The sequence below is a fragment of the Desulfovibrio porci genome, from assembly GCF_009696265.1.
Classification (GTDB): domain Bacteria; phylum Desulfobacterota; class Desulfovibrionia; order Desulfovibrionales; family Desulfovibrionaceae; genus Desulfovibrio; species Desulfovibrio porci.
The window spans coordinates 150,019-175,224 of record NZ_VUMH01000002.1 but is presented as its reverse complement, the minus strand read 5'-3'; the positions used below and the strand labels follow the sequence as shown (position 1 = coordinate 175,224).

The following is a 25,206-nucleotide window of genomic DNA, read 5'->3' as shown; positions in this document are numbered from 1 at the left end:
GGTTTCCGGCTTCCCGCGGAGACGGCGCATCCGCCGGTCCCGTGAAGACCGACAAACCGCAGCCGCAAGGCAGCATGTTTACAAGGTACTGTGGTGCTCCGCAGGATCATTTCTCAGACCGTAGGGGGTGTGTTTTGAGCAAATGGAAACACTTCGGGTTTGTCCTGCCGCTGGCGCTGGCCGTTGCCGTGATCGCCACGGAAGCCGCCGCCGCTGAAGCCGGGCACGCCGCGCCGCGCTGGGGCGATTTCGGCTGGCGCGTGCTCAACTTCGTGATCTTCGCGGGCATCCTCTGGTATTTCGTGGGCGGGCTGGCCAAGAAATTCTTCAAGGGGCGCCGCCAGATGATCCGGGAAACCCTGGATGATCTGGAAGAACGCCGGGCCAAGGCCAAAGAGCATCTGGCCGCCGTGGAGGCGCGCATCGCCCGTCTGGATGAGGAGCGCAAGGCCATCCTGGAAGAAAGCCGGGCGCAGGCCGAGAACCTCAAGCAGGGCATTATGGAAGAGGCGCGCCGTCAGGCCGACCAGATTGTGGAGCAGGCCCGCCTCACCGCCGAGAATGAAGGGCGTTCCGTGCTGGCCGAGGTGCGCGCCGCCCTTGCCGACGAAATCGTGGACGCGGCTGAAAAAGCTCTGCGCGACAAGCTGGGCGCCGCTGAACACGACAAACTTATCGCCAACTCCCTTAACAAGGTGGTGCTCCATTGACTGACACCGTGGTTGCACGCAGATACGCCAACGCGATATTCGCGTTAGGCCGGAAGGAAGGGGACGACGCCCTCACCCGGCACGGGGATTGCCTCGCTGCCCTGGGTGAAATGATCGCCGTCGCGCCGGGACTGGACATGACGCTGAAAAGTCCGGTCATCAGCGTGGATGAAAAAAAGGCGGTCATGGGCAAATTGCTGGACAAGCTCAAAGCCGACCGGATCATGCGCAATTTCTGTTTCCTGTTAGCCGACAAGGAACGCCTGGCCTTCCTGCGCGAGATCGCCAACTGGTACGGCAAGCTGCTGGATGAGGCCAAAGGCGTAATCCGCGGACGGCTGACCACCGCCGTGAAACTTTCCGCCGCCAAACAGGCTGAGCTCAAGGCCGCGCTGCAGGAAAAAAGCGGCGCCGACATTGAGCTGACCTTCGCCGTGGACAAAGACATCCTTGGGGGTATGGTGCTCAACATGGGAGATCGGGTGCTGGACGCAAGTCTGCGCGCGCAATTGGGGATCCTGCGGGAGACTTTCAAGAGGGGTGAATAGCACATGCAGATCAAAGCGGAAGAAATAAGCAAGATCATTGAGGATCAAATCCAAAACTACGAGCAGCGCGTGGAAATGAGCGAGACCGGCACCGTCCTCTATGTCGGTGACGGCATCGCCCGGGTCCACGGCGTACAGAACGCCATGTCCATGGAACTGCTGGAATTTCCCGGCGGCGTCATGGGCATGGTGCTCAACCTCGAAGAGGACAACGTGGGCGTCGCCCTGCTCGGTTCGGACGTGGGCATCAAAGAAGGCGACCCGGTCAAACGCACCGGCAAGATCTTCTCCGTGCCCGTGGGCGACAAGGTCATGGGCCGCGTGCTCAACCCTCTGGGTGAGCCCATCGACGGCCTTGGCCCTATCGAATCCACGGAAGTGCGTCCTGTGGAAATCAAGGCCCCCGGCATCATCGCCCGCAAAAGCGTGCATGAACCCATGCCCACGGGCCTGAAGGCCATCGACGCCATGACGCCCATCGGACGCGGCCAGCGCGAGCTGATCATCGGCGACCGCCAGACCGGCAAAACCGCCGTGTGTATCGACGCCATCCTGGCCCAGAAAGAAACCGACATCCACTGCTTCTATGTGGCCATCGGTCAGAAAAAGGCTTCGGTGGCCCTGGTGGCCGACACCCTGCGCAAGTACGGCGCGCTGGAATACACCACCATCATTTCGGCCACGGCCTCCGACCCGGCTCCGCTGCAGTACATCGCGGCCTACACCGGCTGCACCATGGCCGAGTACTACCGCGACAGCGGCAAGCACGCCCTGATCGTTTACGACGACCTTTCCAAGCAGGCCGTGGGCTACCGCCAGATGTCCCTGCTGCTCCGTCGTCCCCCGGGACGTGAAGCTTTCCCCGGCGACGTCTTCTACCTGCACTCGCGCCTGCTCGAACGCGCGGCCAAGGTTAACGACAGCCTGGGCGCCGGTTCCCTGACGGCCCTGCCGATCATTGAAACCCAGGCTGGCGACGTCTCCGCGTATATCCCGACCAACGTGATCTCCATCACTGACGGTCAGGTCTATCTGGAACCGAACCTGTTCAACGCCGGTGTGCGTCCGGCCATCAACGTGGGCCTTTCCGTGTCCCGCGTGGGCGGCGCGGCCCAGATCAAGGCCATGAAACAGGTGGCGGGCACCATGCGCCTGGACCTCGCCCAGTACCGCGAACTGGCGGCTTTCGCCCAGTTCGGTTCGGACCTGGACAAGGGCACCAAGGCCAAGCTGGACCGCGGCGCGCGTCTGGTGGAGCTGCTCAAGCAGCCCCAGTACCAGCCCATGCCCGCCCAGGAACAGGTGGCTTCCATCTGGGCCGCCACGCACGGTCACATGGACGATGTGCCGGTGGATCAGGTCCGCCGTTTTGAGACCGAGATGCTGACCTTCCTGCGCGACACCAGGAAGGACGTGCTGGACGCCATTAAAGACAAAAAAGTCATTGACGAGGCTGTGGAAAGCGCGCTCACCGAAGCCGTTGCCGCCTTCAAGCAGGGCTGGCAGGCCTGAGGCCGCCAAACGGGAGACCTGACATGCCTTCACTCAAAGACGTAAAAATGAAGATCGTAGGGGTCGGCAAGACCAAGCAGATCACCAAGGCCATGAATATGGTGGCCTCGGCCAAGCTGCGCGGTGCCCAGTCCCGTATCGAGCGCTTCAGACCCTACGCGGCCAAATACCGCCAGGTGCTCGCCGAATTGTCGCGCAAGGTGGAGGGCAACGCCCACCCCCTGCTGGCCGAGCATGAGGAAAAGAAAAACTGCGCCATCGTCATGGTCACTTCGGACCGCGGCCTGTGCGGCAGCTTCAACGGCAACATCATCAGCGCCGCCCTGAAGCTCGCCAAGGAGAAAACCGAGGCCGGCATGCAGGTCAGTTTTACCTGCGTGGGCCGCAAGGGCCGCGACGTGGTGCGCAAAAGCGATTACGCCATGCTCACCGCCTACGGCGACCGCATGGGCAGCATTGACTTCCCCTTGGCCAGCTCCGTGGCCCAGGAAGTCATCCACGGCTATGAAACCCTGGCCTTTGACGAAGTCTGGCTGGTTTACGGCGAATTCGTGTCCATGGGGCATCAGCCGCCGCGCACGCTTTGCCTGCTGCCGTTGAAGACGCCGGAGGCCGAGGAAATCGCTGAGGAAGCCGGGGAGGCCCGTTGCGAGTACGTGTACGAGCCGCATGAGGAAAAGCTGCTGGCGGAACTTCTGCCGCGTTACGTCAAGGTGCAGGTCTACCGTGGCCTTCTGGACACCTCGGCCAGCGAGCACGCCGCCCGCATGGCCGCCATGGACAACGCCACGCGCAACTGCAACGAGATGATCAACATGCTGACCCTGCTTTACAACAAAACGCGGCAGGCCTCCATTACCAGCGAACTCATCGACATCGTCGGCGGCGCGGAAGCGCTGAACGGTTAAGGAGCCAAACATGAGCAAAAACATCGGTAAAGTCGTTCAGGTTATCGGCGCCGTGGTGGACGTTGAGTTCAGCGACGGCAACCTGCCGAATATCTTCACCGCCCTGGAGATAAAAAACCCGAACAACAGCGACGCTCCGGAGCTGATCTGTGAAGTGGCGCAACATCTGGGCGACAATGTGGTCCGCACCATCGCCATGGACGCCACCGAAGGTCTGGTGCGCGGCATGGACGTGGTGGATACGGGCCAGCCCATCATGGTCCCCGTGGGCAAAGCCGCGGTGGGCCGCATCCTGAACGTCATCGGCCGCCCGGTGGACGAACTGGGGCCGGTCAATGCCGAGAAGTACTACCCCATCCACCGTCCCGCGCCCAAGTTCACGGACCAGAACACCAAGGTCGAACTGCTGGAAACCGGCATCAAGGTTGTGGACCTGCTTGTGCCCTTTCCCAAGGGCGGCAAAATGGGCCTCTTCGGCGGCGCCGGCGTGGGCAAGACCGTTATCCTCATGGAGATGATCAACAACATCGCCAAACAGCACGGCGGCTCCTCGGTGTTCGCCGGTGTGGGCGAACGCACCCGTGAGGGCAACGACCTTTACAACGAGCTCAAGGAAGCAGGCGTTCTGGAACGCGCCACGCTTGTCTACGGCCAGATGAACGAGCCCCCGGGAGCCCGCGCGCGCGTGGCCCTCACCGCTCTGGCCTGCGCCGAATACTTCCGTGACGAAGAACATCAGGACGTGTTGCTGTTCATCGACAACATCTTCCGCTTCACCCAGGCCGGTTCGGAAGTGTCCGCCCTGCTCGGGCGCATGCCGTCGGCCGTGGGCTATCAGCCCACCTTGGGCACGGACCTGGGTTCGCTGCAGGAACGCATCACCTCCACCAATTCGGGTTCGATCACCTCGGTGCAGGCCGTGTATGTGCCCGCCGACGACCTGACCGACCCGGCCCCGGCCACGACCTTCTCGCATCTGGACGGCACCCTGGTGCTTTCCCGCCAGATCGCGGAACTGGGCATCTACCCGGCCGTGGACCCGCTGGACTCCACCTCGCGCATCCTCGCTCCCGACGTGGTGGGCGAAGAGCATTACAGCGTGGCCCGGCGGGTACAGATGGTGCTGCAGAAGTATAAAGAACTGCAGGATATCATCGCCATTCTGGGCATGGACGAGCTTTCGGACGAGGACAAACTCACCGTGGCCCGCGCCCGCCGCATCCAGCGCTTCCTCTCCCAGCCCTTCCACGTGGCCGAAACCTTTACGGGTACGCCCGGCCAGTATGTGAAGCTGGAAGACACCATCAAGGGCTTCAAGGGCATTCTGGACGGCGAGTACGACCACTTGGCCGAAGGCGACTTCTATATGCTCGGCGGCATTGAGCAGGCCGTGGCGAAGTACGAGCAGCGCAAGCTGCAGGAAGAAAACTAGTCCCGTCGCGAGTCAGGGAAGCTAAGGAGTCAGTATGGGCACGCTGCAACTGGAAGTGGTGACGCCGGACAAAACCGTGGTCAGCGCCGAGGTGGAAATGGTTGTCTGCCCCGGAGTGGAAGGCGAATTCGGTGTGCTGCCGCAGCACGTCTCCCTGCTTTCGGCCCTGAAAATCGGCGATCTGCGCTACCGGGTCAACGGCAAGGATGAGAACGTCTTCATTTCCGGCGGCTTTGCCGACGTGAACAACAACGTGCTGAGCGTGCTTGCCGAATCCGCCGAACTGGCCGGCGACATTGACGCCGCCAGAGCCCAGGCCGCCAAGGAGCGGGCTGAAAAACGCCTCGCCGCCCATGACGAGAGCGTGGATCAGACGCGGGCCGAGGCTGCCCTGCAACGCGCGGTCACGCGCCTGCAGGTGGCGCAGTTGCGCTGACGGTCGCCGGCATGAAATAAAGAACCAAAAGAGCCGGAGGCATTGCCTCCGGCTCTTTTTGATTGATGACAAACCCCGCTTCCCGGTGTTTGCGCCGCCTTCGGCTCGTTTTCAAGAAAACTCGCCGGGCGGAAAGGCACAAAGTCCGCTCAGTTACGGCGGGAGTAAATCCCGGCTGTTCGCGGAGTATGGAGGCTGCCGACAAAAACCCACAGCCTCGAAGAACCTGCGGCAATGTCTCCGGCTCTTCTTCCAATAAAGCCTGTTGACGCGGCCCAAGGCATTGTCTAGTTTCGAAAAAATTATGCTCCCGGACTGCGGCAAGCACTGCCGTTGCGCGCGCCCGAAGGCGTCCGCAAACTGAAAAACCCTGACCGCGTAAATTACGCCGCATCCACAGCAGCATCGGAGGAAGCCCATGCGGGCCATCGGCATCACCGGCTTCAAGAATTCCGGCAAGACCACGCTCACGGGACTGCTGGCCACGGCCCTGGAGGGCTTGGGCCGCAAGGTCGCCGTCATTAAATGCACCCACCACGGCCTGGATCTGCCGGGCCGCGACACCAGCAAGCTCAGCGCTCCGGGCCGCCCGGTGGCCGCGCTGGGAGAAGATGACGCCGCCATTTTCTGGTCCGGCAAGATCGGTTTTATGGACCTGTTTACCCGGCTTCCGGCGGATATTGTGCTGGTGGAGGGCGGCAAGAACCTCACTTTTCTGCCGCGCGTGCTCTGCCTGCGCGACGTGCTGGAGGCCCCCATGCTCGCTCCGGAGCTGGCTGTGGGCACATTCGGACCGATTGGCCTGCCGCCGCTGCCCGCCTTTGATGAAAATTCCCTGGACGAACTGGCCCGTCTGGCCGACGCCAAGGCCTTTGTGCTGGGCGGCCTGGACTGTGGCCTCTGCGGGCGGGAAAACTGCGCGGACCTGACCAGGGATATTCTGGCGGATGCGGCCACGCCCGGAGATTGTCTGGCCCTGACGCCCTCCTCGCTCAGCCTGAGGGTCAACGGCCAGGAAGTGCCGCTCAACGCCTTTACGGCCCAAATGCTGGAGGGCGGACTGCGCGGCATGCTCGCGCCCCTCAAGGGCATGACCGCCGGCACAGTGGAAATAGTCTTGAAGCAGCGCGCGCGTTGAGAGTGAACGTGTTAAAATGCTCCGGCGGGTGCGCGAGCGACCGAAGGCGAGCATAGGGCCGTGCCCGTAGCCTCAGGGCTTGCGGACATCGTCGACGGAGATTCCGCTGCGCACATCCGAGAACAAGGAAACCCGCAGACAGCCCCGTTTTTGCATTGGCGCACTTTCAAAAACGGCAGATTCTGGAGAACGCCGCGATGCGGCGGCTTTTGATCACAGAGTTTCACATTTTTTCAGGAGATTCCGCATGGTTATTTCTCTCTTGGTCTATCTTTGCTGCGGCGCGATAGCCGGTGTTCTGGCCGGTCTGCTGGGCGTGGGCGGCGGCATCGTCATTGTGCCCATGCTGGTGGCCATTTTTCCCGGCCAAGGCATACCGCCCCAGTACGTCCAGCAGATGGCGCTGGGCACGTCGCTGGCCAGCATCATGATCACCTCCGTTTCCAGCGCGCGCGCCCATAACGCGCGCGGCGCCGTGCACTGGGACATCTTCCGCAACATCACGCCCGGCATTCTGATAGGCACGTTTGCGGGCGGTCTGGTGGCCACGCACATGCCCACCATGTTCCTGAAGATCTTCTTCATCTGTTTCCTGCTCGTGGTTTCCGTCCAGATGCTTTCCAACTACCGGCCCCCGGCCAGCCGCGACATGCCCGGCGCGCTGGGCACCGCGGGCGCGGGCGGGGTCATCGGGCTGGTGTCCAGCTTTGTGGGCATCGGCGGCGGCACCCTCTCCGTGCCCTTTATGAGCTTCTGCAACGTGCCTCTGCACCACGCCGTGGGCACCTCGGCGGCCATTGGTTTTCCCATTGCCGTGGCGGGCACCCTGGGCTACATCATCGGCGGTTGGGGACGTCCCGACCTGCCCGCCCTTTCCCTGGGCTTCGTGAATCTCTGGGCCCTGCTCGGTCTGGCCGTGGCCAGCTTTCTCACCGCGCCTCTGGGGGCCAGACTGTCCCACTCCCTGCCCACCGCCAAACTCAAGCGCGGCTTCGCGGTTTTTCTGATCCTCGTGGCCCTGAAAATGCTGTGGAGCATCCTGTAATAGATGTATGAAGCTCTATACCTATAATCAAAAACTGGCCGAATCGGTCTGGTGGAACCTGTTCCTGATGACGCTGGGTTCGCTCCTGATGACCGTCTGCATCCAGAGCGTGGCCGCGCCCCATGACTTCCTGGCCGGGGGCGTCATGGGCGTGGCCCTGCTCATCGCCTACTGGACCGGCACGCTCACGCCCCTGTTCTGGTACATGCTGGTCTGCCTGCCCATCTACATCGGCGGCTGGTTCTTCGTGGGACGGCGTTTTCTGCTCTACACGGCCTACGGCACGCTCTGCACCACTGTTTTCGGGATGTTCATCACCTTTCAGATTCCCCTTTCCACCGAGGTCTACGCCGCCGTGGTGGGCGGCGTGCTGCACGGCGCGGCCGGGGGCATCATGCTGCGCACCCTGGGCAGCGGCGGCGGCACGGACATTATCGCCGTGCTGCTCAAGGAGCGCTGGAGCATCCCCATCGGCCAGTTCAACTTCATTTTCAACGTCCTGCTGTTCCTGCTCGGCGCGTTCCGCCTTTCTCTGGACCTCATCGTGGCCTCCATGCTGATGATGTTCATCTCCTCCAACGCCCTGGAATATGTGCTGGGCATGTTCAACCGGCGCAAGCTGGTGATGATCATTTCCGACCACGGCGAAGAAATCAGCGAGGCCATTCTGGTCACCGAACGCTTCGGCGCCACCATGCTGCGCGGCAAGGGGGCCTACTCCGGCTCGGACCGCGAAATACTGCTCACCGTCACCAACAACGTCGCCCTCAAGCGCCTGGAAAACCTGGTCTATGCCATTGATTCCCACGCGCTCTTCATTGTGGAGAACACCTTTTACGTGTCCGGCGGACAGTTCGCCCGCCGGAGCCGCTGACGGGGGCCGGACATGCCCGCCTCCGTCCTGGCCATCCGGGCCAGAACCATCGTGCCGCTGAGCGGAGAAAGCCCGGCGCGGGGCGCGCGGCTTTTCGCGGCCCTGAAAAAGATCGACAATGCCGTGCTGCTGGTGCGCGACGGCCTTGTGGAGGATGTGCTGCCCTGGAAGAACGCCCGTCTGCCCGCCGGCACGCGGGTGCGCGACGTGGGGCCGGTCTGCCTGATCCCGGCCTGCGTCAACGCCCATGCCCACATCCAGCTTTCCTGGCTGGCCGGGCGCACGCTCTGGGGCAAGGGCTTCACGGCCTGGCTCGCCAGCATGATCCCTCAACTGGGCACGGCCTCGGCCGCTGAAGTGGCTGCGGCCGCCGAAAACGCCTGCGAAAGCCTGGCCGCCTCCGGAGCCCTGCACGTGGGCGACGTGGGCGGCACCCTGCGCGGCGCGCTGACTCTCGTGGACCGGGCCTGCCGCGCCGCCGGACTGGGAGTCAGCCATTTCTGTGAATGGTTCGGCTTCGGCCCGCCCTTCATTGACGACGAACGCCCCTGGCCGCCGCGTTGCCGCGAAGAGCTGGCGGCAGACCCGGACCTGGCCGGACGTTGCGCCCCGGCCGGACACGCCCTCTACTCCACCGCACCGGAAGTGCTGCGCGCCGCGCGGGAACACTGCTCCCGCAACAATACCGTTTTCAGTTTCCATCTGGCGGAATCGCCGGAAGAAAACCAATTGCTGATCAGCGGCGACGGCCCCCTGTACGACTGCTACGCGGGCACGGTGCTCCCCGAGGGCTGGCGGCCTCCGGGCATGCGGCCCCTGGCCTACGCCGCCAGCCTCGGCCTGCTCGGACCGGGCACGCTGGCCGTGCACGGCGTCCAGCTGGACGCCCAGGAGGTGGAAGTGCTGGCCGCCGGGGGCACCGCCCTCTGTCTTTGCCCGCGTTCCAACCGCAATCTGGGCGTGGGCACACCGCCAGTGCGCGCTCTGATGGAAAACGGCGGCCTGCTCTGCCTGGGCACGGACGGCCTGACCTCCAATACCGACCTGGATGTGCGCCAGGAAGCCGTCTACCTGCGTGAAAGCCTGGATGTGCCGCCCGAGGCTCTGGTACGCCTGCTCACGGTCAACGGCGCGGCGGCTCTGGGCCTGAGCGACGCCGGGGCAGGACGCCTGACGCCGGGCGGTCCTGCGGCCTTCTGCATCCTGCCGGAAATGCTGACCTATTAAAGCAAGTTGCCATTGAAAATCTTCTGTTTTCAATGGCTGCCCTGCCCGCGTGGCGCAGGAAAAACGCGGATAAGCAGCGCCCCTGAACCGTTCCGGCATGATCCACCTGTACCGGCATAAATGCCTTGTCATGAACCGGCCTTGCTGGCATCATTCTTGAGCATGACATCTGTTTTCTACCAAACCACGTCAAGAAGGACGATATGAGCGAGGAAGTTCTGGACTGGAAGGAAGCCATTGCCCGCGTGCTCAACAAACGTGAACTCTACGTCAAATTGTTGGGAAAATTCATTGAAACGGAGCGGGACAGCCCTGCCAAAGTGGAACAGGCCCTGCAAAACGGCGATACGGAAACAGCCCGCCAGCTGGTGCACAGCACCAAGGGCGCGGCCGCCAATCTGGGGGCCAAGGCTCTGGCCGCCGCCGCGCTGGAGCTGGAAATGGCCATCAAGGCCGGCGCGGACACCGGCCCGGCCATGAACCGCTTCGATTCCGCCGTGACGGATACGCTGGTGACCATGTCGGCCTTCATGTCCCAGTAGCGCATTCTTGCGCGCGACATGAGAATTTCGGTCGAAAGAAGCCCGGCGCTGACGCGCCGGGCTTCTTTCGACATTTTCCAGGCAACAGACAGCAGCCGTCAACGTTCCGCAACGCCGCGGTCCAGCACCCGCAGGGCCACGGCTTCGGCCAGATGTTCCTGGCGGATGCTTTCAACGCCCGCCAGGTCCGCAATGGTCCGGGCCAGACGCAGCACACGGGTGTATGCCCGCGCGGAAAGCCCCAGACGGTGCATGACCGCCTCCATCAGCCCGTGCCCGGCGGCGTCCAGAGCGCAATGCCGCTCCAGCGGACCGCCGGAAAGCTCCGCATTGCAGCGGATGGCGAGCCCGGCGAAGCGCTCCTCCTGCACGGCCCTCGCGGCCAGCACGCGCGCCCGCATCTCAGCCGAAGAGATGCCGCCCGTTGCGGCGCGCAGATCCGCATAGGGCACGGCAGGCACTTCCACGTGCAGATCAATGCGGTCCAGCAGCGGGCCGGAAAGTTTGTTGCGATAGCGGGCCAGTTGCTCTGCCCGGCAGGTGCAGGCATGCGCGGGATCGCCGTGATAGCCGCAGGGACAGGGATTCATGGCCGCCACCAGCATGCAGGCCGCCGGGTAGGTGACGCTGCGGGCCGCGCGGGCCACGGTCACCACGCCGTCTTCCAGCGGCTGGCGCAAGGCCTCCAGGGCGGCTTTGCTATATTCCGGCAATTCGTCCAGAAAAAGCACGCCGCGATGGGCCAGACTGACCTCGCCGGGGCGTGGCTGTCTGCCGCCGCCCACCAGCGCCACGTCCGATACGGTATGGTGCGGGGAGCGGAACGGCCGCGCCGAAACCAGCCCGCTTTCCGGTGGCAGATGGCCCGCCACGCTGTAAATCTTGGTGACTTCCAGAGCTTCTTCAAAGGAAAGGGGCGGCAGAATGCCGGGCAGACGCTGGGCCAACATGGTTTTGCCGCTGCCCGGCGGCCCGATCATCAGCAGATTGTGCCCTCCGGCGGCGGCTATTTCCAGGGCGCGCTTGGCGGCCTGCTGGCCTTTGACCTCCGCGAAGTCCGGCAAGGCGACGGACGACGCGACGGTTTCGTCCGGCCGCCGGGCTTCCAGGGCCTCGGCTCCCGCCAGAAAGGCCGCGCACTGGGCCAGGTCGCGTGGGGCATACACCGGCAGACCGGGCACCACGGCGGCTTCCGCCGCATTGCCCGGCGGCGTCACCAGACCGGCGGCCTCGTGCCGACGGGCCAGAATGGCCAGGGGCAAGACGCCGCGCACGGGTTTGAGGCTTCCGGTCAGCGAAAGTTCGCCCGTAAAGAAAAGGCCGGACAGTTTGTCCGGCGGAATCAGACCGGCGGCGGCCAGCAGGCCCACGGCCAGGGGAAGATCATAGCCGGTGCCCGCCTTGCGCTGTCCGGCCGGGGCCAGATTGACGGTGATCCGCGCCGGCGGCAGCCGGAAATTGCAGGCCCGGAGCGCGGCGAAAACACGGTCCCTGGCCTCGCGCACCTCGGTCTCGGCCAGTCCCACCAGACTGAAGCCCGGCAGGCCCTGGCGGACGTAATCCACCTCCACTTCCACCGGGAAAGCGTCCACGCCTTCCAGGCCACCGCTGTACAGACGGATTACCATAGGCTTATCCACCGGATATCAGACGTCTGAGGCTGTCGCCATCCGTAAGGCGGCTTGCGCCGCCAACGGCTGCCGCGCCTTCCAGGCCACCGCTGTACAGACGGATTACCATAGCCTCGCCGTCGCCGCCGGGCTACTTGATCGCCTGTCCGATGCGCCCCCAGCGGATATCGTCCAGCCCGCCCCAGGACCAGTAAATGCGCCAGGCCTTGGCCCGGATGGCGCTACGGTCCACAAAGCCCCAGAAACGGGAATCCAGGGAATTGTCGCGGTTGTCGCCCATGACGAAATATTTGTTGGGCGGCACGGTGACCGGGCCGTAGTTGTCCCGCACAGGCTCGATGCCGTCCGGGTCGGCAAAGCGGATATAAGATTCCTTGACCGGCTGGCCGTTGCGGTAGAGCTGCTTGTTGCGCACCTCGATGACGTCGCCGGGCAGGCCGATGATCCGCTTGATGTAGTCCACGCTGGGATCATTGGGGTACTTGAAGATGATGACGTCGCCCCGGACCGGGTCGTCGCCCTTGTAGACATAGGTGTCGGTAAAGGGGATCTTGATCCCGTAGGCGAACTTGCTGGCCAGCAGATGGTCGCCTACCAGCAGGGTCTGGAGCATGGACTCGGAGGGGATCTTGAAAGCCTGGATCACGAAGGTGCGGATCAGCAGGGCGAGAACCAGAGCGACCAGCAAGGCTTCACCGTATTCGCGCCAGAGCGGTTTTTGAGGGCGCGCCTTTTGTTGCAGCAGAGAGGGTTTCATGACGATTCCTTTTCAGGGCGGATTCCGGGATGCGCCTCCCGGCGGGCGCGCGGCCCGTACAACGGACCCGGACGCGAAGGGAGAGTATGCCGTGATGCGACGGCAAAGGCAAGACGGTCCCCCCCGTTCCAGGGCAGACGCATCTAATTTCAATTTTGCCAGTCTGTTATTTGTCGTGATTATCCGTCAAAACCAGCCTTTCCGGCGCTGGCGGCGTCATCTGGCGCTTTTTTTGCTGCTCACGTACTTGAGTACATCTCTGCTCTCGATGCCCGTAAGCTCGCTACGCTCGCCAACGGGCACGGCCCTTTGGGCCGCCTTCAGGTCGGTTTCCGCGCAAAAAGCGCCATTTTCCTTGCCAGCGTCGAAAAATCTTGCTTCAGCCGTTGCGACGCAGGAGCTTTAGCCGTAGGCGAGCTTGTGAGCCGTACGGATAAAGACAGCACTGCCAGCTACGGCTGAAGACAGCAATGAGTTACACGAAATTGTGTCCAGGGAAGTCACTGTCGCTATCCGTAGCGATGCTGTCTTGTTCCGTAACACGGCTTCGCCGTGAACGGCTCAAGCAAGCCGCTGGCGCGGCAACGGCTAGCGCATTTTTTAGGATTCTCCCGACACCAGCCATCCGCCTGCGCGTCGCTCCGGCGGAGCAAAGGTGGCTTTGCCCTTTTTTGTCCATTACTGGTTTATCTATTCAATAAATAAAGATTTTTTAGATGCGTCTGCCCTGCCCTCCGTTCAGCTCTTCCAGAACTTGTCCACATAGCCCGCCGCGAAGAGCAGCAGGATCAGGCAGGGCAGCACCCAGGTCAGATAGCCGCGCAAACAGCGCGGGAATCTGAGACCCACGCCCTGATCCACTTCGGCCAGAAAATTGTCCCAGCCCCAGCCCCGCCGGAGGCAGCAGAACAGCAGAAAAAGCAGGCCGCCCAGCGGCAGGATATTGTTGCTGATCAGGAAATCCTCAAAATCCAGGATACTGCTGCCCGCGCCCAGGGGCTGCACGGAGCTCAACAGATTGAAGCCCAGCGCGCAGGGCAGGGACAGCAGCCACATGACCCCGGCGTGCAACACCGTGGCCCGGCGGCGCGGCATGCGCCAGACGTCCGCGCTGTAGGAAATGATGTTCTCAAAAACCGCGATGACCGTGGACAGGGAGGCGAAGGCCAGAAAGATGAAAAACAGCGTGCCCCAGAGGCGGCCGCCGCCCATGGAATTGAAGATATTGGGCAGGGTCACGAAAACCAGCCCCGGTCCGGCGCCCGGCTCCACGCCGAAGGCGAAGCAGGCCGGAAAAATGATCAGACCGGCCATGATGCCCACAAAGGTATCCAGGCCCATGATCCAGAGCGCCTCGCCGGTGAGGGAACGATCCTTGGGCTGATAACTGCCGAAAATGGTCATGGCCCCGATACCCACGGAAAGAGCGAAAAAAGCCTGGTTCATGGCCGCGTTGCAGACGCTGAGCAGGCCCACTTCACTGAACTTGCCCCAGTCCGGCACGAGATAAAAGCGCACGCCCGCGCCCGCGCCGGGCAGCAGCAGCGCGCGGACCACCAGAAGCAGCAGAATCAGCAGCAGGCCCACCATCATCAGCTTGACCACGCGCTCCACGCCCTTCTGCACGCCCAGGGCGCAGACGCCGAAGCCCAGAGCCACGCTCAGGCTCATACCGATAATCTGCACGTCGGCGTGGCCCAGCGCGGCCTTGAAAAAGCCGCCCACACCCTCGGGCGTCAGCCCGGACAACGCGCCCGAAGCCATGAACCAGCAGTAAGAGAGCATCCAGCCCGTCACCGTGGTGTAAAACATCATCAACAGGTAGCTGCCCACCAGGGCCAGCCAGCCGAAACGGTGCCAGCCCGTGCCCGCCGGCTCCAGCACGCGCAGGGCCAGGCCCATGTTCCGGCGCGAGGCGCGGCCCACGGCAAACTCCATGATCATGATGGGCAGAATGGCGAAAAGAAAGAAAATGTAGATGCCCACGAAAATGGCGCCGCCATAAGCACCTGTAATATAGGGAAAACGCCAGACATTGCCGAGGCCGATGGCGCAGCCCGCCGACAACAAAAGGAAGCCCAGGCGGCTGCCCAGCATCTCGCGTTTGCCCTGTCCGCTTTCCATTCCGCCCCCCTTGTGAAGTATACCCAACAGCCTGTTAATACTATAAAAGTTTTGCCCGTCTGCAAGGAAGACAAGCCTGCTTTGAGGGAGTGCGCTCTGCTGCTGCCCGGCCGAAAAGGCAGGCGAAATCTAACGCGGCAGGCAGGCAAAAAGGCATGGTATTAACAGGCGCTAATGCAGACGCAAAGCAAAATTCACCCCAAAGCACAAAGCAATAATGCACATGATCAGATTGACGTCCCTGAAGCGGCCCGAAAGCAGCTTGATGCCCACCCAACTCACAAAACCGAAACCGAAGCCCGTGGCGATATTGAAGGTGAGGGGCATGCTCACGATGGTCAGAAAGGCGGGCAGGGCCACGGTGAAGTCCGCGAAGCGGATGCGCCCCACCTCCTGCATCATCAGCGCGCCCACGATGATCAGCACCGGCGCTGTGGCGAAGGACGGCACGAGGGCCACCAGGGGCGCGAAGAAAAGCGAGAGAAAAAACAGCCCGGCGATGACCACGGCGGTCAGGCCCGTGCGGCCGCCCTCGGCCACGCCCGTGGCGCTTTCCAGATAGCTGGTGGCCGTAGTGGCCCCCAGCAGGGCGCTGGACATGGTGGCCAGAGAATCCGTGATCAGGGCCTTGTCCAGATTTTCAATATGTCCGTCCTCGCGCATGAAGCCGGATTTTTGCGCCAGGCCGATGAGCACGCCCATGTTGTCGAAAAGGTCCACCATGGTCAGGGTGAAAATGATCGAAAACAGGCCGTGGTGCAGTGCGCCCTTGAGGTCCATCTGCAAAAAAGTTTCCGTGGGCAGCGGCAGGGCACCGGAAAAAATCCCTCCACTCGGCACGGGCGTCACCCCCAGCAGCATGCCCGCCAGGGTGACGGCCAGAATGCCGATGATCATGGCGCCGGGAACGCGTAGGGCCATAAGCGCGCCGATCAGAAAAATCCCGGCCACAGCCAGCAGGGTCTGGGGCTGGCCCAGATTGCCCAGGGTCACAAAGGTGGAGGGGTCCGCCGCCACAATGCCGCAGCTTTTCATGCCGATAAAGGCGATGAACGCGCCGATGCCCACCACAATAGCGTATTTCAGGTCCATGGGCACGGCGTTGATGATCATCTGGCGCACGCGGGTGGCCGTGAGCAGCAGAAAAACCACGCCGGAAATGAACACTGCCCCCAGGCCAGTCTGCCATGTGTATCCCGCCGGGCCGCAGATGTAATAGGCGAAAAAGGCCGTGATACCCAAGCCCGGCGCCACGCCCACCGGAAATTTCGCCCACAGGCCCATGGCCAGGGTCGCCAGAATGCTCACCCAGATGGTGGCGGCCACGGCGGAATCCTTGGGCATGCCCGCGTCGGCCAGCATGGCCGGCACCACAAAAACAAGATAGCACATGGCCATGAACGTGGTCAGACCCGCCAGACATTCCCTTCTGACGGAACTGCCTCTGGCGGCGGGATTGAAATAATTTTGCAGCAAGCGCACCCCTGACCTCCTTGCCCGACCACGCCGGGACGTCCACCGCCCGCGCGGCGGTTTACTTCAAAAAGCCGCTGATGCCCGTGAAGACCACCTGGGCCGCAATGGCCGCCAGCAGCAGCCCCGTGAGTTTGGACAGCACGGCGATGCCGGTCCGGTGCAGCACCCGCGCCACGCCGTCGGCCAGGCAGAGCAGCAGAAACATGCCCCCGGCCGCCAGCAGCAGGGAAAACACGCCCACCAGCATCTCGTGCAGATCCACGGCGGACGCGCCCATGACCATAACCGCGCCGATGGAGGCCGGCCCCATGCCCAGCGGAATGGCCAGGGGCACCACGCTGATGTCCCCTTCGCGCTTGGCGTGAACCTTGCTGCCGTCGTCGTTCATCAGGGCCACGGCGGTCAGCAGAAGCAGCACCCCGGAGCCGATGCGAAAGGCGTCCAGCGTGAAGCCGAACAGTTCGAACAGGTTGGAGCCGAACAGATAGAGAACCACGCCGATGATGAAAATCGCCGTGGAGGTTTTGAAGGCCACAGTGATTTTCTGTTTTCTGTCATAATCCTTGGTGCCGCTGATAAAGGCGCTGAGCACAGCGGGCGGGGTCATCAGCGCATACAGTTTGATGCTCGTTCCGACCACTTCGCTGACGGAGCCGTCCATACATCCTTCTCCCTTTCGATCCCGGCCCGCCGGGGGCATGAAAAAACCGGAACAACCGCAAGGCGCGGCGCATTATTTCAAAAACGCGGTGATGCCCGTAAAAATCACCTGGGCCGCAATGGCCGACAGCAGCAGGGCCGTGAGTTTGGACATGACGGCAATGCCCGTTTCGCCCAGCACCTTCTCCACCGTGTCGGCCATGCACAGCAGCAGAAACATGCCGAAAGACGCCAGCAGCAGGCAGAATACCCCGGCCAGCATGCCGTTCAGCCCTTCGGCGGAAGCGCCCACGACCATGACCGCGCCGATGGCCGAGGGTCCCATGCCCAGAGGAATGGCCAGGGGCACCACGCTGATATCGCCCTCCTGCTTGGTTGGGGGCTGGGTGCAGTCGTCGTTCATCAGCGAAATGGCGGTCAGAAAGAGCAACAGGCCCACGCCGATGCGGAAGGCGTCCAGCGTGAAGCCGAACAGCGTGAACAGATGCGAACCGAACAGAAAGAGAAGAGAGCCGATGATGAAAATCGCCAGGGACGTCTTACAGGCCACCAAAGCCTTTTCTTCCCGGTTATAGCTTCTGGTGCCGCTGATAAAGGCGCTGAGCACGGCGGGAGGCGTCATCAGCGCATACAGTTTGATACTCATGCTGACTATATTGCCGACGGCCATGTCGTCCATGCTTCCTCCAGGTGGGGGGGCTCCGCCGGGAATCTTTATCAACGGCGGAACCGGAACAGCTCAGGTGATGTCCAGCGCGGGCGCATCTCCGGCCGGGGCGGATTTCACCCCGGCCCGCGCGTCGCGCGTCTCGCCCTCGGCGTGGATACCGTATTTTTTCGCTTTGCGCACTACCGACGACTGGCTGATGCCCAGCCGGCGGGCGGCCTTGTAAGTGCTGCCCGCTTCGGCCAGGGCCGTTTCCAGCATGCTTTTTTCCAGAGCTTCCACGGCCCGGGTCAGAGATTGCTCCGTCCGGGATACGCGCGGCGCGCCCGCCGATTCCCGCATATAGGAGGGCAGGTCGTCCGGGACGATGTTGTCCGCCTCCGTCAGCGTGACCAGAGACTGGATCACGGACTGCAGCTCCCGCACGTTGCCCGGCCAGTTGTAGGCCAGAAAAAGCTGCTCCGTGCGCGGATCCAGATGTTTTTCCGTACCGGTTCCCTCGCTGATCTTGCGCAAAAAATGCCAGGCCAGCAGCAGGATGTCGTCCTTGCGTTCGCGCAGGGGCGGCATGTCCACGTTCAGCACGCGCAGGCGGTAGAAAAGATCTTCCCGGAACTGGCCGGAGGCCACCATCTTGTCCAGAGGCTTGTTGGTGGCCGCGATCACCCTGGTATCCACGGCGATGGCCCTGGTGCCGCCCACCCGGTAGAAGGGCTGGCCGTCCAGCACGTGAAGCAGTTTGACCTGCATGGGCAGGGACAATTCGCCGATTTCGTCCAGCAGAAGGGTGCCGCCGCTGGCCAGTTCCAGCATGCCCGGCTTGCCGCCCTTGGAAGCCCCGGTGAACGCGCCGCCCTCGTAGCCGAACAGTTCCGACTCCATGAGCGCCGGCGGCATGGCCCCGCAGTTGACCACCACAAAGGGTTTTTCCGCCCTGGCGCTCATGTCGTGAATGATTTTGGCGGCCATGGATTTGCCGGTGCCGGTTTCGCCCAGGATCAGGGTCACGGCGTCGGAATGCGCGGCCTTGACGATGTCCTGGCGCACGCGGTGCAGCAGCAGACTCTGGCCCATCAGGCCGCTGTTGGCCTCGCTTTCCAGCCCCTGGGCGCGGAGCTTGTAGGCCATGGCCTCCACTTCCAGATTGGAAAGCCGTTTCTGCAGCGTCTCCAGTTCGGTCACGTCGCGGATGGCCGCGATCACGCGCCAGACCTTGCCGTTTTCGTCAAAAACCGGCGTACTGGTGTTCAGGCAGCGTTTGCCGTTGGAGTAGTCGTCGAAAAGCGTCACGGTATGCCGGGCTTTCAGGGCCCGCAGGGTCACGCAGGTCTTGAAGCGCCCTTCCCGCAGGGGCTCGGTCACGTGCCTGCCCACCACCTCTTCGGCCTTAATGCCAGCAATGCGCTCCATGGCGCGGTTGACCCGCCGGGTGACGCCTTCGGCGTCAATGACCCAGATGCCGTCGTGAATGAATTCCAGCACGCTGTCCAGCTCGCGCCAGGACAGACGAGCGGTCTGATCCAGTTCGTCCAAAGGAATTTCATAGACGGTGAAGCAGCGCACCGGGCCGTGATCCTTGCTCACGTCCCCCCACCAGTAGAACAGGTAACTGGCGCCGCGCGGATGACGGAAAATCATCCGGCCCCGCGCGCCGGGAGCGCCCGCCACACTGTCGGTCTCGGCTTCGTGAAAGCCTTCCAGCACGCCCTGACCCAGCCAGTGGCTCAGAGCCGCGCTGGGCAGGCTCGCGCCCCGGCGCATCTCGAGGATGTCCCGCAGGGCGTCGTTGGCGTGAAGCAAAAGCCAGTTTTCCGAGCCGCATACGCCGCCGGGCATGCGCGCCAGACGCTCCGCCAGCGCCGCGCCATAAGCTGAGCTGTCGATCATGGCTTATCCCCCGCGCAGGGCATGTGGACGCCGCAACGAGCGAAGGCAGCCCGGAGGGTTGTCCCCCTTGTCCCCATTGGCGAGGAAAAAGTCATACGGGGACCGGCTGCGGCGATAACCACGTTTTTCGGCTGAAAAAATCTTTGAACCACACCGCATAGTAAAGGTAATCTGCTCCAAAACGGAACGGATGGACGAAAAAAGGCGGCCTCCCTCCCGGGCGGAGCCGCGCTCAACCATACCGGGTTAACGATAGAGTATGCCACGCGCCCGGCCGGATGTCCATGCGGCCGGACAGGCCGCGCCGGACGGGTAACGCCATAACCTCCGGCAATAGCGGACAAAAGCGCCGCCAGTGGGCGCAGCTCAGCTTGCCGCGCCGTCCTCCTCCGCGTCGTCCTGCGCGCCCTGGTATTTGTTCAGCTTGGCGTGCAGGGTCTTGCGGGTGATGCCCAGGGCCTTGGCGGCCTCGGTCTTGTTGCCGCCAAAACGTTTCAGGGTTTTCAGAATCACGGCCCGCTCCACATCGTCCAGGGTCGGGCAATCCGTCTCCAGCGCGTCGGCCAGGGCGTCGCCCTGTTCCGGGGTTTTCAGGCGCTCCGGCAGCTCCCGCTCGCTGATATGCTCACCCAGCAGCAGAATGGAGGCCCGCTCGATGACGTTTTCCAGCTCCCGTACATTGCCCGGCCAGGCATAGCGCACCAGGCGGTCCATGGCGCCGGGCGTGAAGCCTTTGATCCGCTTGTTGTTCTTGGAGGCGAAACGGTTCATGAAATGCTGCGCCAGCAGAGGAATGTCGTCCGCGCGCTCGCGCAACGGCGGCAGGGCCAGGGTGACCACGTTCAGCCGGTAATAGAGATCCTGCCGGAAGTTCCCGGCATCCACCTCTTGCGCCAGATCGCGGTTGGTGGCAGCGATGATCCGCACGTCCACGGGCACGGCCGTGTTGCCGCCCACGCTGAGCACCTCCCGCTCCTGGATCACCCGCAACAGCTTGACCTGCATGGACAACGGCATTTCCCCGATTTCGTCCAGAAAAATCGTGCCGCCGTTCGCCTTGAGAAAATAGCCCTCGTGCTTTTTATCCGCGCCGGTGAACGCGCCTTTTTCGTGCCCGAAGAGTTCCGAGGCCAGCAGCGACTCAGTCAGGGCCGCGCAGTTCACCGCCACAAACGGTCCTTGCGCCCGGCGGCTGGCCGCGTGCACGGCCCTGGCCACCAGTTCCTTGCCCGTGCCCGACTCGCCGGTGATCAGCACCGTGGCGTCCGTGGGCGCGATGGTGCGGAGCATCTCCCAGAGCGCGGACATGGCCGCGCTGCGCCCCACCATGTCCGAATGGGCCTCGGTGGCGGCCAGGCTGCGGGAGAGGGAGGCGTTTTCCTCAATCAGGCCCACGTGGGCAAAGACGTTGCGCAGGACGACCTTGAGCTTTTCAAAGTCCAGAGGTTTGGTCAGATAGTCGTATGCGCCGGATTTGATGGCCTCCACAGCCGCCGCCACGTCCGAAAAAGCGGTCATGATCAGCACCGGCAGGGCCGGATTGTGAGCCTTGATCTCCTTCAGGGCCTCCAGACCGGTTTTTTTGGGCATGCGCACGTCCATGAGCACCAGATCAAAGGACTGTTCCCGGCACAGAGCCACGGCCTGCTCGCCGTCCACGGCCTCGCCGACGGCATAGCCCCATTCCCGCAGCAGGGTCCGCAGCATCTCCCGGTGCGTGGCGTCGTCGTCGGCCGCCAGAATCGTCAGTTTTTTCATGCCGCCCCCTCTTCGCGCGCGGCCACGGGCAACAATATGGTGAAGGTCGTCCCCTTGCCGGGCCGACTGAAGACTTTGATTTCCCCGCCGTGCTGTTCCACGATCTGCTGGCTGATGACCAGGCCGAGGCCGGTACCGGAAGCTTTGGTCGTGAAATAGGGGGTGAACAGCTGGGCCACGGTCTGCGCCGGCATGCCGCAGCCCGTATCGCTGATGCTGATGCTCCAGAAGCCGTCGTCCGCGCCGGACGCGCCCTCTCCGGCCCGGTCCCGCGCGCTTTCCAGCGCCACTTCAATGCCGCCGCCGCTTTCCGTGGCCTGCACGGCGTTGACCAGCAGGTTGAGCAGGGCCTGCATCAGGCGGTCGGCGTCCAGCCGGACGCCCTGTTCCGGAAAGGAGCCGGGCGGCGGCAGGCGCAACTGCACGGCCACGCCCTTTTCCTCCGCGTCCGGGGCGATCAGCCGCACGGCCTGCTCCAGCACGCTTTCCACGCGCACCGCTTTCAGGCGCAGGTCCAACGGTTTGGCGACGCTCAGCAGGTCCGACATGACCCGGTTCAGACGCTCGGTTTCCTGAATCAGGATATTGCCCGTGGCATAGGCCATTTTGTCGTTTTTCAGCTTCTCGGTCAGGTAGGTGGCATAGCCCTTGATGGAGCTGAGCGGATTGCGGATTTCATGGGCCACGCCTGCGGCCAGATTGCCGAAGGCGGAGAGACGCTCGCTCTGCCGGAGCTGTTTCTGGAGTTTGCGGATCTCCCCCAGGTCGCGCAGAATGAACAGATAGCCCAGGGAGGCCTGTTCGCTGCCGATGATTTTCGCGGCGCTGAGGCTGACCGGCAACGGATTGCCCCTGGTGCGGAACAGGTCCATATCGCGTTCCAGAATGACCGCGCCGGCATCCAGCTCATCCATCAGGGCCTGCCAGTCCAGCGACGGCGCCTCGTACAGGGACAAGGTCTCTTTTTCCCGTCCGGAAAGACCCAGCATTTCCAGGCCGTGCCGGTTGCTCAGGGAGATGACTCCGCTCGGGTCCGTCACCACCAGCGCGGCGGGCAGGCTGTCGATGACCTGCGCGGCCAGGGCCTGCGTATCCTCCAGCATCCTTTTGGAAAAGCGGTAATTCTGGATGTAGAACAGCAGCACGATGCCGCCCAGAACCGCCAGGGTCACAAGACCGGCTATGACGCTGAGATGAAAGACGTATTCGTGCAGATTTTCCGCGAAATGCGAGGCGTCCAGGCCCACGAAGATATACTTTTCCTCCGCCGGGTCCAGCCACGGAGCCGCGTGGCCGCCGCCCATCATATGCCGCCGCATATGGCCCATGCCGCCGCCCGCGCGGGGCCGGGAAGGGGTGAAGGTCTTGTAGGTCTCGAACAGGTCCGGCTCGCCCGGCACGAAACGGCTCTGGGAGCTGTCGCTCACATGCAGGTTCCGCAAGCTCTCCCGGTCATAGAGAACCGTGCCCGCCAGGGCGGGATCACTGTGGATCAGTATCCGTCCGTCCGCATCCACCAGAGCGATATAGGCCACGCCCGGCTGTTTGGCCACCTCCTCCACCAGATTCAGCATGGGGTTCTGCCGCATATGGCCGAAAGAGCGGGCGCTGCCCTCCAGAGCCCAGATCAGCACGTCGGCCCGGCCCTGCATATTGTCCAGCATCTGGCGCTTTTCCTGCCCGGCTCCGCGCGCGACCATGAAAGCCGCGGCGCAGATGCCCGCCAGAGCCAGTCCGGCCAGCACCTGCCAGAAAAAACGCGTATGCCGCTGCTTTTCCCCGCGTGAAAGCGGCGCGTAGTGATCCCGCATACTATCTTTAATAAAGCGGCTTGCCTTTAAGATTAAACATGACCAAGACACGCTGTTGCGGCTTGCAAATTTCACGCCTCCGCCGGAATTCCGCGCCGCAAGTGAATTGCGGCCGCTCCGGCGTCGCGGCGGGCCCGGCTTCACCGACTCCGTAAGCACGTTCAACGTGAAATCGCCTCAGCGCCTTTGCGCCCGCGTGTGTAACCTTTTTACCCGTCACTGAGTAAAAAGGTTACGTCTTTCCCTCGCGTCGGACAATGTTCCAGGTCGTATTTTTTAATTATTTATATTATTTCAATATGTTATCATAAATGGCACGCGCTTTGCCCTATACAGGACAGTTCGCCTGAAACACAAAGGCGAACACCAACATATCTGACAAACTGTGCACACCGCAACGGTTCCGCACATAACCCATTGGGAGGACACAATGAAAAAGACAACTCTGCGTACGACGTCTCTGGCCCTCGCGGCGATACTTGTTCTGGGCTTCGCCGGCATCAGCCAGGCGCGCGGTCATGGCGGCTGGGATGACGGACCCCGCTACAATGCCCCCATCTCGCCGGAACAACAGGAAAAGGCCGAAAAGATTTTCAGCAGCCACTATGAAAAAATGGACTCCGTCCGTCAGGCTCTGATCACCAAACGCGCCGAGCTGGACGCCCAGATGAGCAGTCCCTCGCCCGACAAGGCCAAAATTGAAAGCCTGTCCAGGGAAATCGGCGAACTGCGCGGCAAGATGCTCGCCGCCCGCACCGACCTCCGGGCGCAGCTCGACAAGGAAGGTCTGCCCATGGGCTACGGTCACATGGGTCCCGGCTACGGCCACATGGGCTCCGGTTACGGCATGGGCATGCACCACGGCGGCTATGGTCACGGCGGTTACGGCGGGCGCGGCGGCTGCTGGAGATAGAGCGAATTCAAAACAAACGTTTCAAAAGCAAACGCCCTGAAAGGGCACACGCCTCCTGAACACGACGCCAAAAAAGACAACCGGCGGGAAATTCCCGCCGGTTGTCTTTTTTGACGTGCTTGACGTCGCTGCGGCCGCGTGTGTAGATATGCTCATAGCTTTGTTTCAACGGATGTTGGATGCCGGATACCGTAGTCATTGGATAAATAAGTTCCGCAACCGCCGCAGGTCGGACGGGACGCGACCCCGGCCTGCCGCCCTCAGGCGGCGCCTTGTCGTTTATCCATTGAGATGCGAGGCATCCCGTGAACATTTCCCGTTTTGAGCAGAGAACCCTCCACACCCTGGCCAAGGCTGGAAAAATCCTGATACTCCGCGACAGTTCCGGCAAAATGCCGCAGTGGAATGCTCTACCCGCGAGGGCCGGCTGCTCGGCGACTGCACCCCGGAGATCTTCAAAAAACTGAAAAACAAAAAATGCATCAGATCGAAAAACGGCCAGCCCTACCGCATCACTTCGGAAGGCCTGCGCGCCGTGCGCGCCCAGAGCGACAACCGCTGACGGCTCACACAATCATGGAGTTGCCTATGCCGGTCACTATCCGCCCGGAATCCCCGGAGGACTTTCCCGCCATCCACGACCTGGTGCGCCGGGCCTTTGAACACGCCGAGCACGCCGACGGCGACGAGCAGCATCTTGTGGACCGCCTGCGCCGCTCACGGGAATACATTCCCGAACTGAGCCTGGTGGCTGAGGAAGACGGCCGCATTGTCGGCCATGTTATGTTCAGCAGAGTGAAGGTCGGAGAGGCGGCGGCCCTGGCCCTCGCCCCGCTGGCGGTGCTGCCGTCGCATCATGGCCGGGGCATAGGCGGCGCTCTTGTCCGGCGCGGACACGAGCTCGCCCGCGCTTTGGGCTGGGAATTCGTGATCCTGCTGGGGCATGCGGGCTATTATCCGCGCTTCGGCTACCGGCCCGCGTCCTCTTTCGGCATTGTTTCCCCATTCGAGGCGCCGGAGGAAGCCTTTATGGCCGTCAAGCTCGGCGGCGACGCGGACCGCCTGCCCGGCATGGTGGCATATTCCCCGGCCTTCTTCCCGGAACACGCCGGATAAACGCTCATCCCGGACGGCGGCGCAAATCCCGTTG

General features: G+C 62.9%; 22 protein-coding genes and 1 pseudogene. 14 read left to right on the top strand and 9 right to left on the bottom strand.

Annotated features, from left to right (window positions below; all coding sequences use genetic code 11):
* Window positions 1-134: 134 nt before the first annotated feature.
* The 11 genes from FYJ44_RS02725 to FYJ44_RS02675 all read left to right on the top strand — a co-directional run bounded on the left by FYJ44_RS02725 (window position 135) and on the right by FYJ44_RS02675 (window position 10,372).
* The gene (locus FYJ44_RS02725; protein ID WP_154508925.1) at window positions 135-710 is read left to right on the top strand and encodes a F0F1 ATP synthase subunit B; all 576 of its coding nucleotides are present in this window, start codon (window positions 135-137) and stop codon (window positions 708-710) included.
* Window positions 707-1,258 (top strand): ATP synthase F1 subunit delta, encoded by a 552-nt coding sequence (gene atpH, locus FYJ44_RS02720; RefSeq protein WP_154508923.1) that lies wholly within the window; start codon window positions 707-709, stop codon window positions 1,256-1,258. Before FYJ44_RS02725 ends, atpH begins: the two co-directional genes overlap by 4 nt.
* 3 nt (window positions 1,259-1,261) lie before the next feature.
* Window positions 1,262-2,770 (top strand): F0F1 ATP synthase subunit alpha, encoded by a 1,509-nt coding sequence (atpA, locus tag FYJ44_RS02715; protein ID WP_154508921.1) that lies wholly within the window; start codon window positions 1,262-1,264, stop codon window positions 2,768-2,770.
* A 23-nt stretch (window positions 2,771-2,793) separates the two neighbouring features.
* Window positions 2,794-3,678 (top strand): F0F1 ATP synthase subunit gamma, encoded by an 885-nt coding sequence (locus FYJ44_RS02710; protein WP_154508919.1) that lies wholly within the window; start codon window positions 2,794-2,796, stop codon window positions 3,676-3,678.
* Window positions 3,679-3,688: 10 nt separating this feature from the next.
* Entirely contained in the window at window positions 3,689-5,110 is a 1,422-nt protein-coding gene (gene atpD / locus FYJ44_RS02705; protein ID WP_154508917.1) for a F0F1 ATP synthase subunit beta, read from the top strand.
* A gap of 34 nt (window positions 5,111-5,144) precedes the next feature.
* Window positions 5,145-5,546 carry a F0F1 ATP synthase subunit epsilon gene (locus FYJ44_RS02700; protein WP_154508915.1) on the top strand — a complete coding sequence of 134 codons (402 nt, stop codon included), beginning with the start codon at window positions 5,145-5,147 and terminating at the stop codon, window positions 5,544-5,546.
* Window positions 5,547-5,964: 418 nt separating this feature from the next.
* Window positions 5,965-6,684, top strand: a complete 720-nt coding sequence (locus FYJ44_RS02695; RefSeq protein WP_154508913.1) for a molybdopterin-guanine dinucleotide biosynthesis protein MobB — start codon at window positions 5,965-5,967, stop codon at window positions 6,682-6,684.
* A 247-nt stretch (window positions 6,685-6,931) separates the two neighbouring features.
* On the top strand, window positions 6,932-7,729 hold the full coding sequence (locus FYJ44_RS02690) for a sulfite exporter TauE/SafE family protein (RefSeq protein ID WP_022656423.1): 798 nt from the start codon (window positions 6,932-6,934) through the stop codon (window positions 7,727-7,729).
* 7 nt (window positions 7,730-7,736) lie between these two features.
* The gene (locus tag FYJ44_RS02685; RefSeq protein ID WP_022656422.1) at window positions 7,737-8,603 is read left to right on the top strand and encodes a YitT family protein; all 867 of its coding nucleotides are present in this window, start codon (window positions 7,737-7,739) and stop codon (window positions 8,601-8,603) included.
* A 12-nt stretch (window positions 8,604-8,615) separates the two neighbouring features.
* On the top strand, window positions 8,616-9,830 hold the full coding sequence (locus FYJ44_RS02680; RefSeq protein ID WP_154508911.1) for an amidohydrolase family protein: 1,215 nt from the start codon (window positions 8,616-8,618) through the stop codon (window positions 9,828-9,830).
* A gap of 203 nt (window positions 9,831-10,033) precedes the next feature.
* Window positions 10,034-10,372 (top strand): Hpt domain-containing protein, encoded by a 339-nt coding sequence (locus FYJ44_RS02675; RefSeq protein ID WP_154508909.1) that lies wholly within the window; start codon window positions 10,034-10,036, stop codon window positions 10,370-10,372.
* Window positions 10,373-10,470: 98 nt separating this feature from the next.
* Here the strand turns inward: FYJ44_RS02675 and FYJ44_RS02670 are convergent, their stop codons facing one another.
* From FYJ44_RS02670 to FYJ44_RS02630, 9 genes are all read right to left on the bottom strand, one after another.
* Window positions 10,471-12,000, bottom strand: a complete 1,530-nt coding sequence (locus tag FYJ44_RS02670) for a YifB family Mg chelatase-like AAA ATPase (RefSeq protein WP_154508907.1) — start codon at window positions 11,998-12,000, stop codon at window positions 10,471-10,473.
* Between the two features lie 133 nt (window positions 12,001-12,133).
* The gene (gene lepB, locus FYJ44_RS02665) at window positions 12,134-12,760 is read right to left on the bottom strand and encodes a signal peptidase I (protein WP_154508905.1); all 627 of its coding nucleotides are present in this window, start codon (window positions 12,758-12,760) and stop codon (window positions 12,134-12,136) included.
* 738 nt (window positions 12,761-13,498) lie between these two features.
* Window positions 13,499-14,884, bottom strand: a complete 1,386-nt coding sequence (locus FYJ44_RS02660) for a sodium-dependent transporter (RefSeq protein ID WP_154508903.1) — start codon at window positions 14,882-14,884, stop codon at window positions 13,499-13,501.
* A 171-nt stretch (window positions 14,885-15,055) separates the two neighbouring features.
* Window positions 15,056-16,366, bottom strand: a complete 1,311-nt coding sequence (locus tag FYJ44_RS02655; protein ID WP_288230438.1) for an NCS2 family permease — start codon at window positions 16,364-16,366, stop codon at window positions 15,056-15,058.
* Window positions 16,367-16,418: 52 nt separating this feature from the next.
* The gene (locus tag FYJ44_RS02650; RefSeq protein ID WP_154508901.1) at window positions 16,419-17,021 is read right to left on the bottom strand and encodes a MarC family protein; all 603 of its coding nucleotides are present in this window, start codon (window positions 17,019-17,021) and stop codon (window positions 16,419-16,421) included.
* Window positions 17,022-17,093: 72 nt separating this feature from the next.
* Window positions 17,094-17,699, bottom strand: a complete 606-nt coding sequence (locus tag FYJ44_RS02645) for a MarC family protein (RefSeq protein WP_154508899.1) — start codon at window positions 17,697-17,699, stop codon at window positions 17,094-17,096.
* Window positions 17,700-17,759: 60 nt separating this feature from the next.
* On the bottom strand, window positions 17,760-19,574 hold the full coding sequence (locus FYJ44_RS02640; protein WP_154508897.1) for a sigma-54 interaction domain-containing protein: 1,815 nt from the start codon (window positions 19,572-19,574) through the stop codon (window positions 17,760-17,762).
* Window positions 19,575-19,940: 366 nt separating this feature from the next.
* Window positions 19,941-21,332, bottom strand: coding sequence for a sigma-54-dependent transcriptional regulator (locus FYJ44_RS02635; RefSeq protein ID WP_154508895.1), 1,392 nt, complete (start codon window positions 21,330-21,332; stop codon window positions 19,941-19,943).
* Window positions 21,329-23,143 (bottom strand): ATP-binding protein, encoded by a 1,815-nt coding sequence (locus FYJ44_RS02630; protein WP_154508893.1) that lies wholly within the window; start codon window positions 23,141-23,143, stop codon window positions 21,329-21,331. The genes FYJ44_RS02635 and FYJ44_RS02630 overlap by 4 nt, the downstream gene beginning before the upstream one ends.
* A gap of 430 nt (window positions 23,144-23,573) precedes the next feature.
* Between FYJ44_RS02630 and FYJ44_RS02625 the strand changes: the two genes are divergently transcribed.
* From FYJ44_RS02625 to FYJ44_RS02615, 3 genes and pseudogenes are all read left to right on the top strand, one after another.
* Window positions 23,574-24,056 carry a periplasmic heavy metal sensor gene (locus FYJ44_RS02625; RefSeq protein ID WP_154508891.1) on the top strand — a complete coding sequence of 161 codons (483 nt, stop codon included), beginning with the start codon at window positions 23,574-23,576 and terminating at the stop codon, window positions 24,054-24,056.
* 305 nt (window positions 24,057-24,361) lie between these two features.
* Window positions 24,362-24,618: pseudogene (locus tag FYJ44_RS14985) on the top strand (YjhX family toxin).
* Between the two features lie 26 nt (window positions 24,619-24,644).
* A complete protein-coding gene (locus FYJ44_RS02615) occupies window positions 24,645-25,172 on the top strand; it encodes a GNAT family N-acetyltransferase (protein ID WP_154508889.1) in 528 nt (175 codons plus the stop codon).
* The last annotated feature ends 34 nt before the right edge of the window (window positions 25,173-25,206 follow it).

Bases quoted from the DNA above. Each gene is read 5' to 3' on its own strand.
- lepB (WP_154508905.1), bottom strand. From the start codon at position 12,760: ATGAAACCCTCTCTGCTGCAACAAAAGGCGCGCCCTCAAAAACCGCTC.
- FYJ44_RS02700 (WP_154508915.1), top strand. From the start codon at position 5,145: ATGGGCACGCTGCAACTGGAAGTGGTGACGCCGGACAAAACCGTGGTC.
- FYJ44_RS02680 (WP_154508911.1), top strand. From the start codon at position 8,616: ATGCCCGCCTCCGTCCTGGCCATCCGGGCCAGAACCATCGTGCCGCTG.
- FYJ44_RS02670 (WP_154508907.1), bottom strand. From the start codon at position 12,000: ATGGTAATCCGTCTGTACAGCGGTGGCCTGGAAGGCGTGGACGCTTTC.
- FYJ44_RS02650 (WP_154508901.1), bottom strand. From the start codon at position 17,021: ATGGACGGCTCCGTCAGCGAAGTGGTCGGAACGAGCATCAAACTGTAT.
- atpD (WP_154508917.1), top strand. From the start codon at position 3,689: ATGAGCAAAAACATCGGTAAAGTCGTTCAGGTTATCGGCGCCGTGGTG.
- FYJ44_RS02690 (WP_022656423.1), top strand. From the start codon at position 6,932: ATGGTTATTTCTCTCTTGGTCTATCTTTGCTGCGGCGCGATAGCCGGT.
- atpA (WP_154508921.1), top strand. From the start codon at position 1,262: ATGCAGATCAAAGCGGAAGAAATAAGCAAGATCATTGAGGATCAAATC.
- FYJ44_RS02635 (WP_154508895.1), bottom strand. From the start codon at position 21,332: ATGAAAAAACTGACGATTCTGGCGGCCGACGACGACGCCACGCACCGG.
- FYJ44_RS02630 (WP_154508893.1), bottom strand. From the start codon at position 23,143: ATGCGGGATCACTACGCGCCGCTTTCACGCGGGGAAAAGCAGCGGCAT.
- FYJ44_RS02710 (WP_154508919.1), top strand. From the start codon at position 2,794: ATGCCTTCACTCAAAGACGTAAAAATGAAGATCGTAGGGGTCGGCAAG.
- FYJ44_RS02695 (WP_154508913.1), top strand. From the start codon at position 5,965: ATGCGGGCCATCGGCATCACCGGCTTCAAGAATTCCGGCAAGACCACG.
- FYJ44_RS02615 (WP_154508889.1), top strand. From the start codon at position 24,645: ATGCCGGTCACTATCCGCCCGGAATCCCCGGAGGACTTTCCCGCCATC.
- FYJ44_RS02645 (WP_154508899.1), bottom strand. From the start codon at position 17,699: ATGGACGACATGGCCGTCGGCAATATAGTCAGCATGAGTATCAAACTG.
- FYJ44_RS02640 (WP_154508897.1), bottom strand. From the start codon at position 19,574: ATGATCGACAGCTCAGCTTATGGCGCGGCGCTGGCGGAGCGTCTGGCG.
- FYJ44_RS02685 (WP_022656422.1), top strand. From the start codon at position 7,737: ATGAAGCTCTATACCTATAATCAAAAACTGGCCGAATCGGTCTGGTGG.
- FYJ44_RS02625 (WP_154508891.1), top strand. From the start codon at position 23,574: ATGAAAAAGACAACTCTGCGTACGACGTCTCTGGCCCTCGCGGCGATA.
- FYJ44_RS02675 (WP_154508909.1), top strand. From the start codon at position 10,034: ATGAGCGAGGAAGTTCTGGACTGGAAGGAAGCCATTGCCCGCGTGCTC.
- FYJ44_RS02660 (WP_154508903.1), bottom strand. From the start codon at position 14,884: ATGGAAAGCGGACAGGGCAAACGCGAGATGCTGGGCAGCCGCCTGGGC.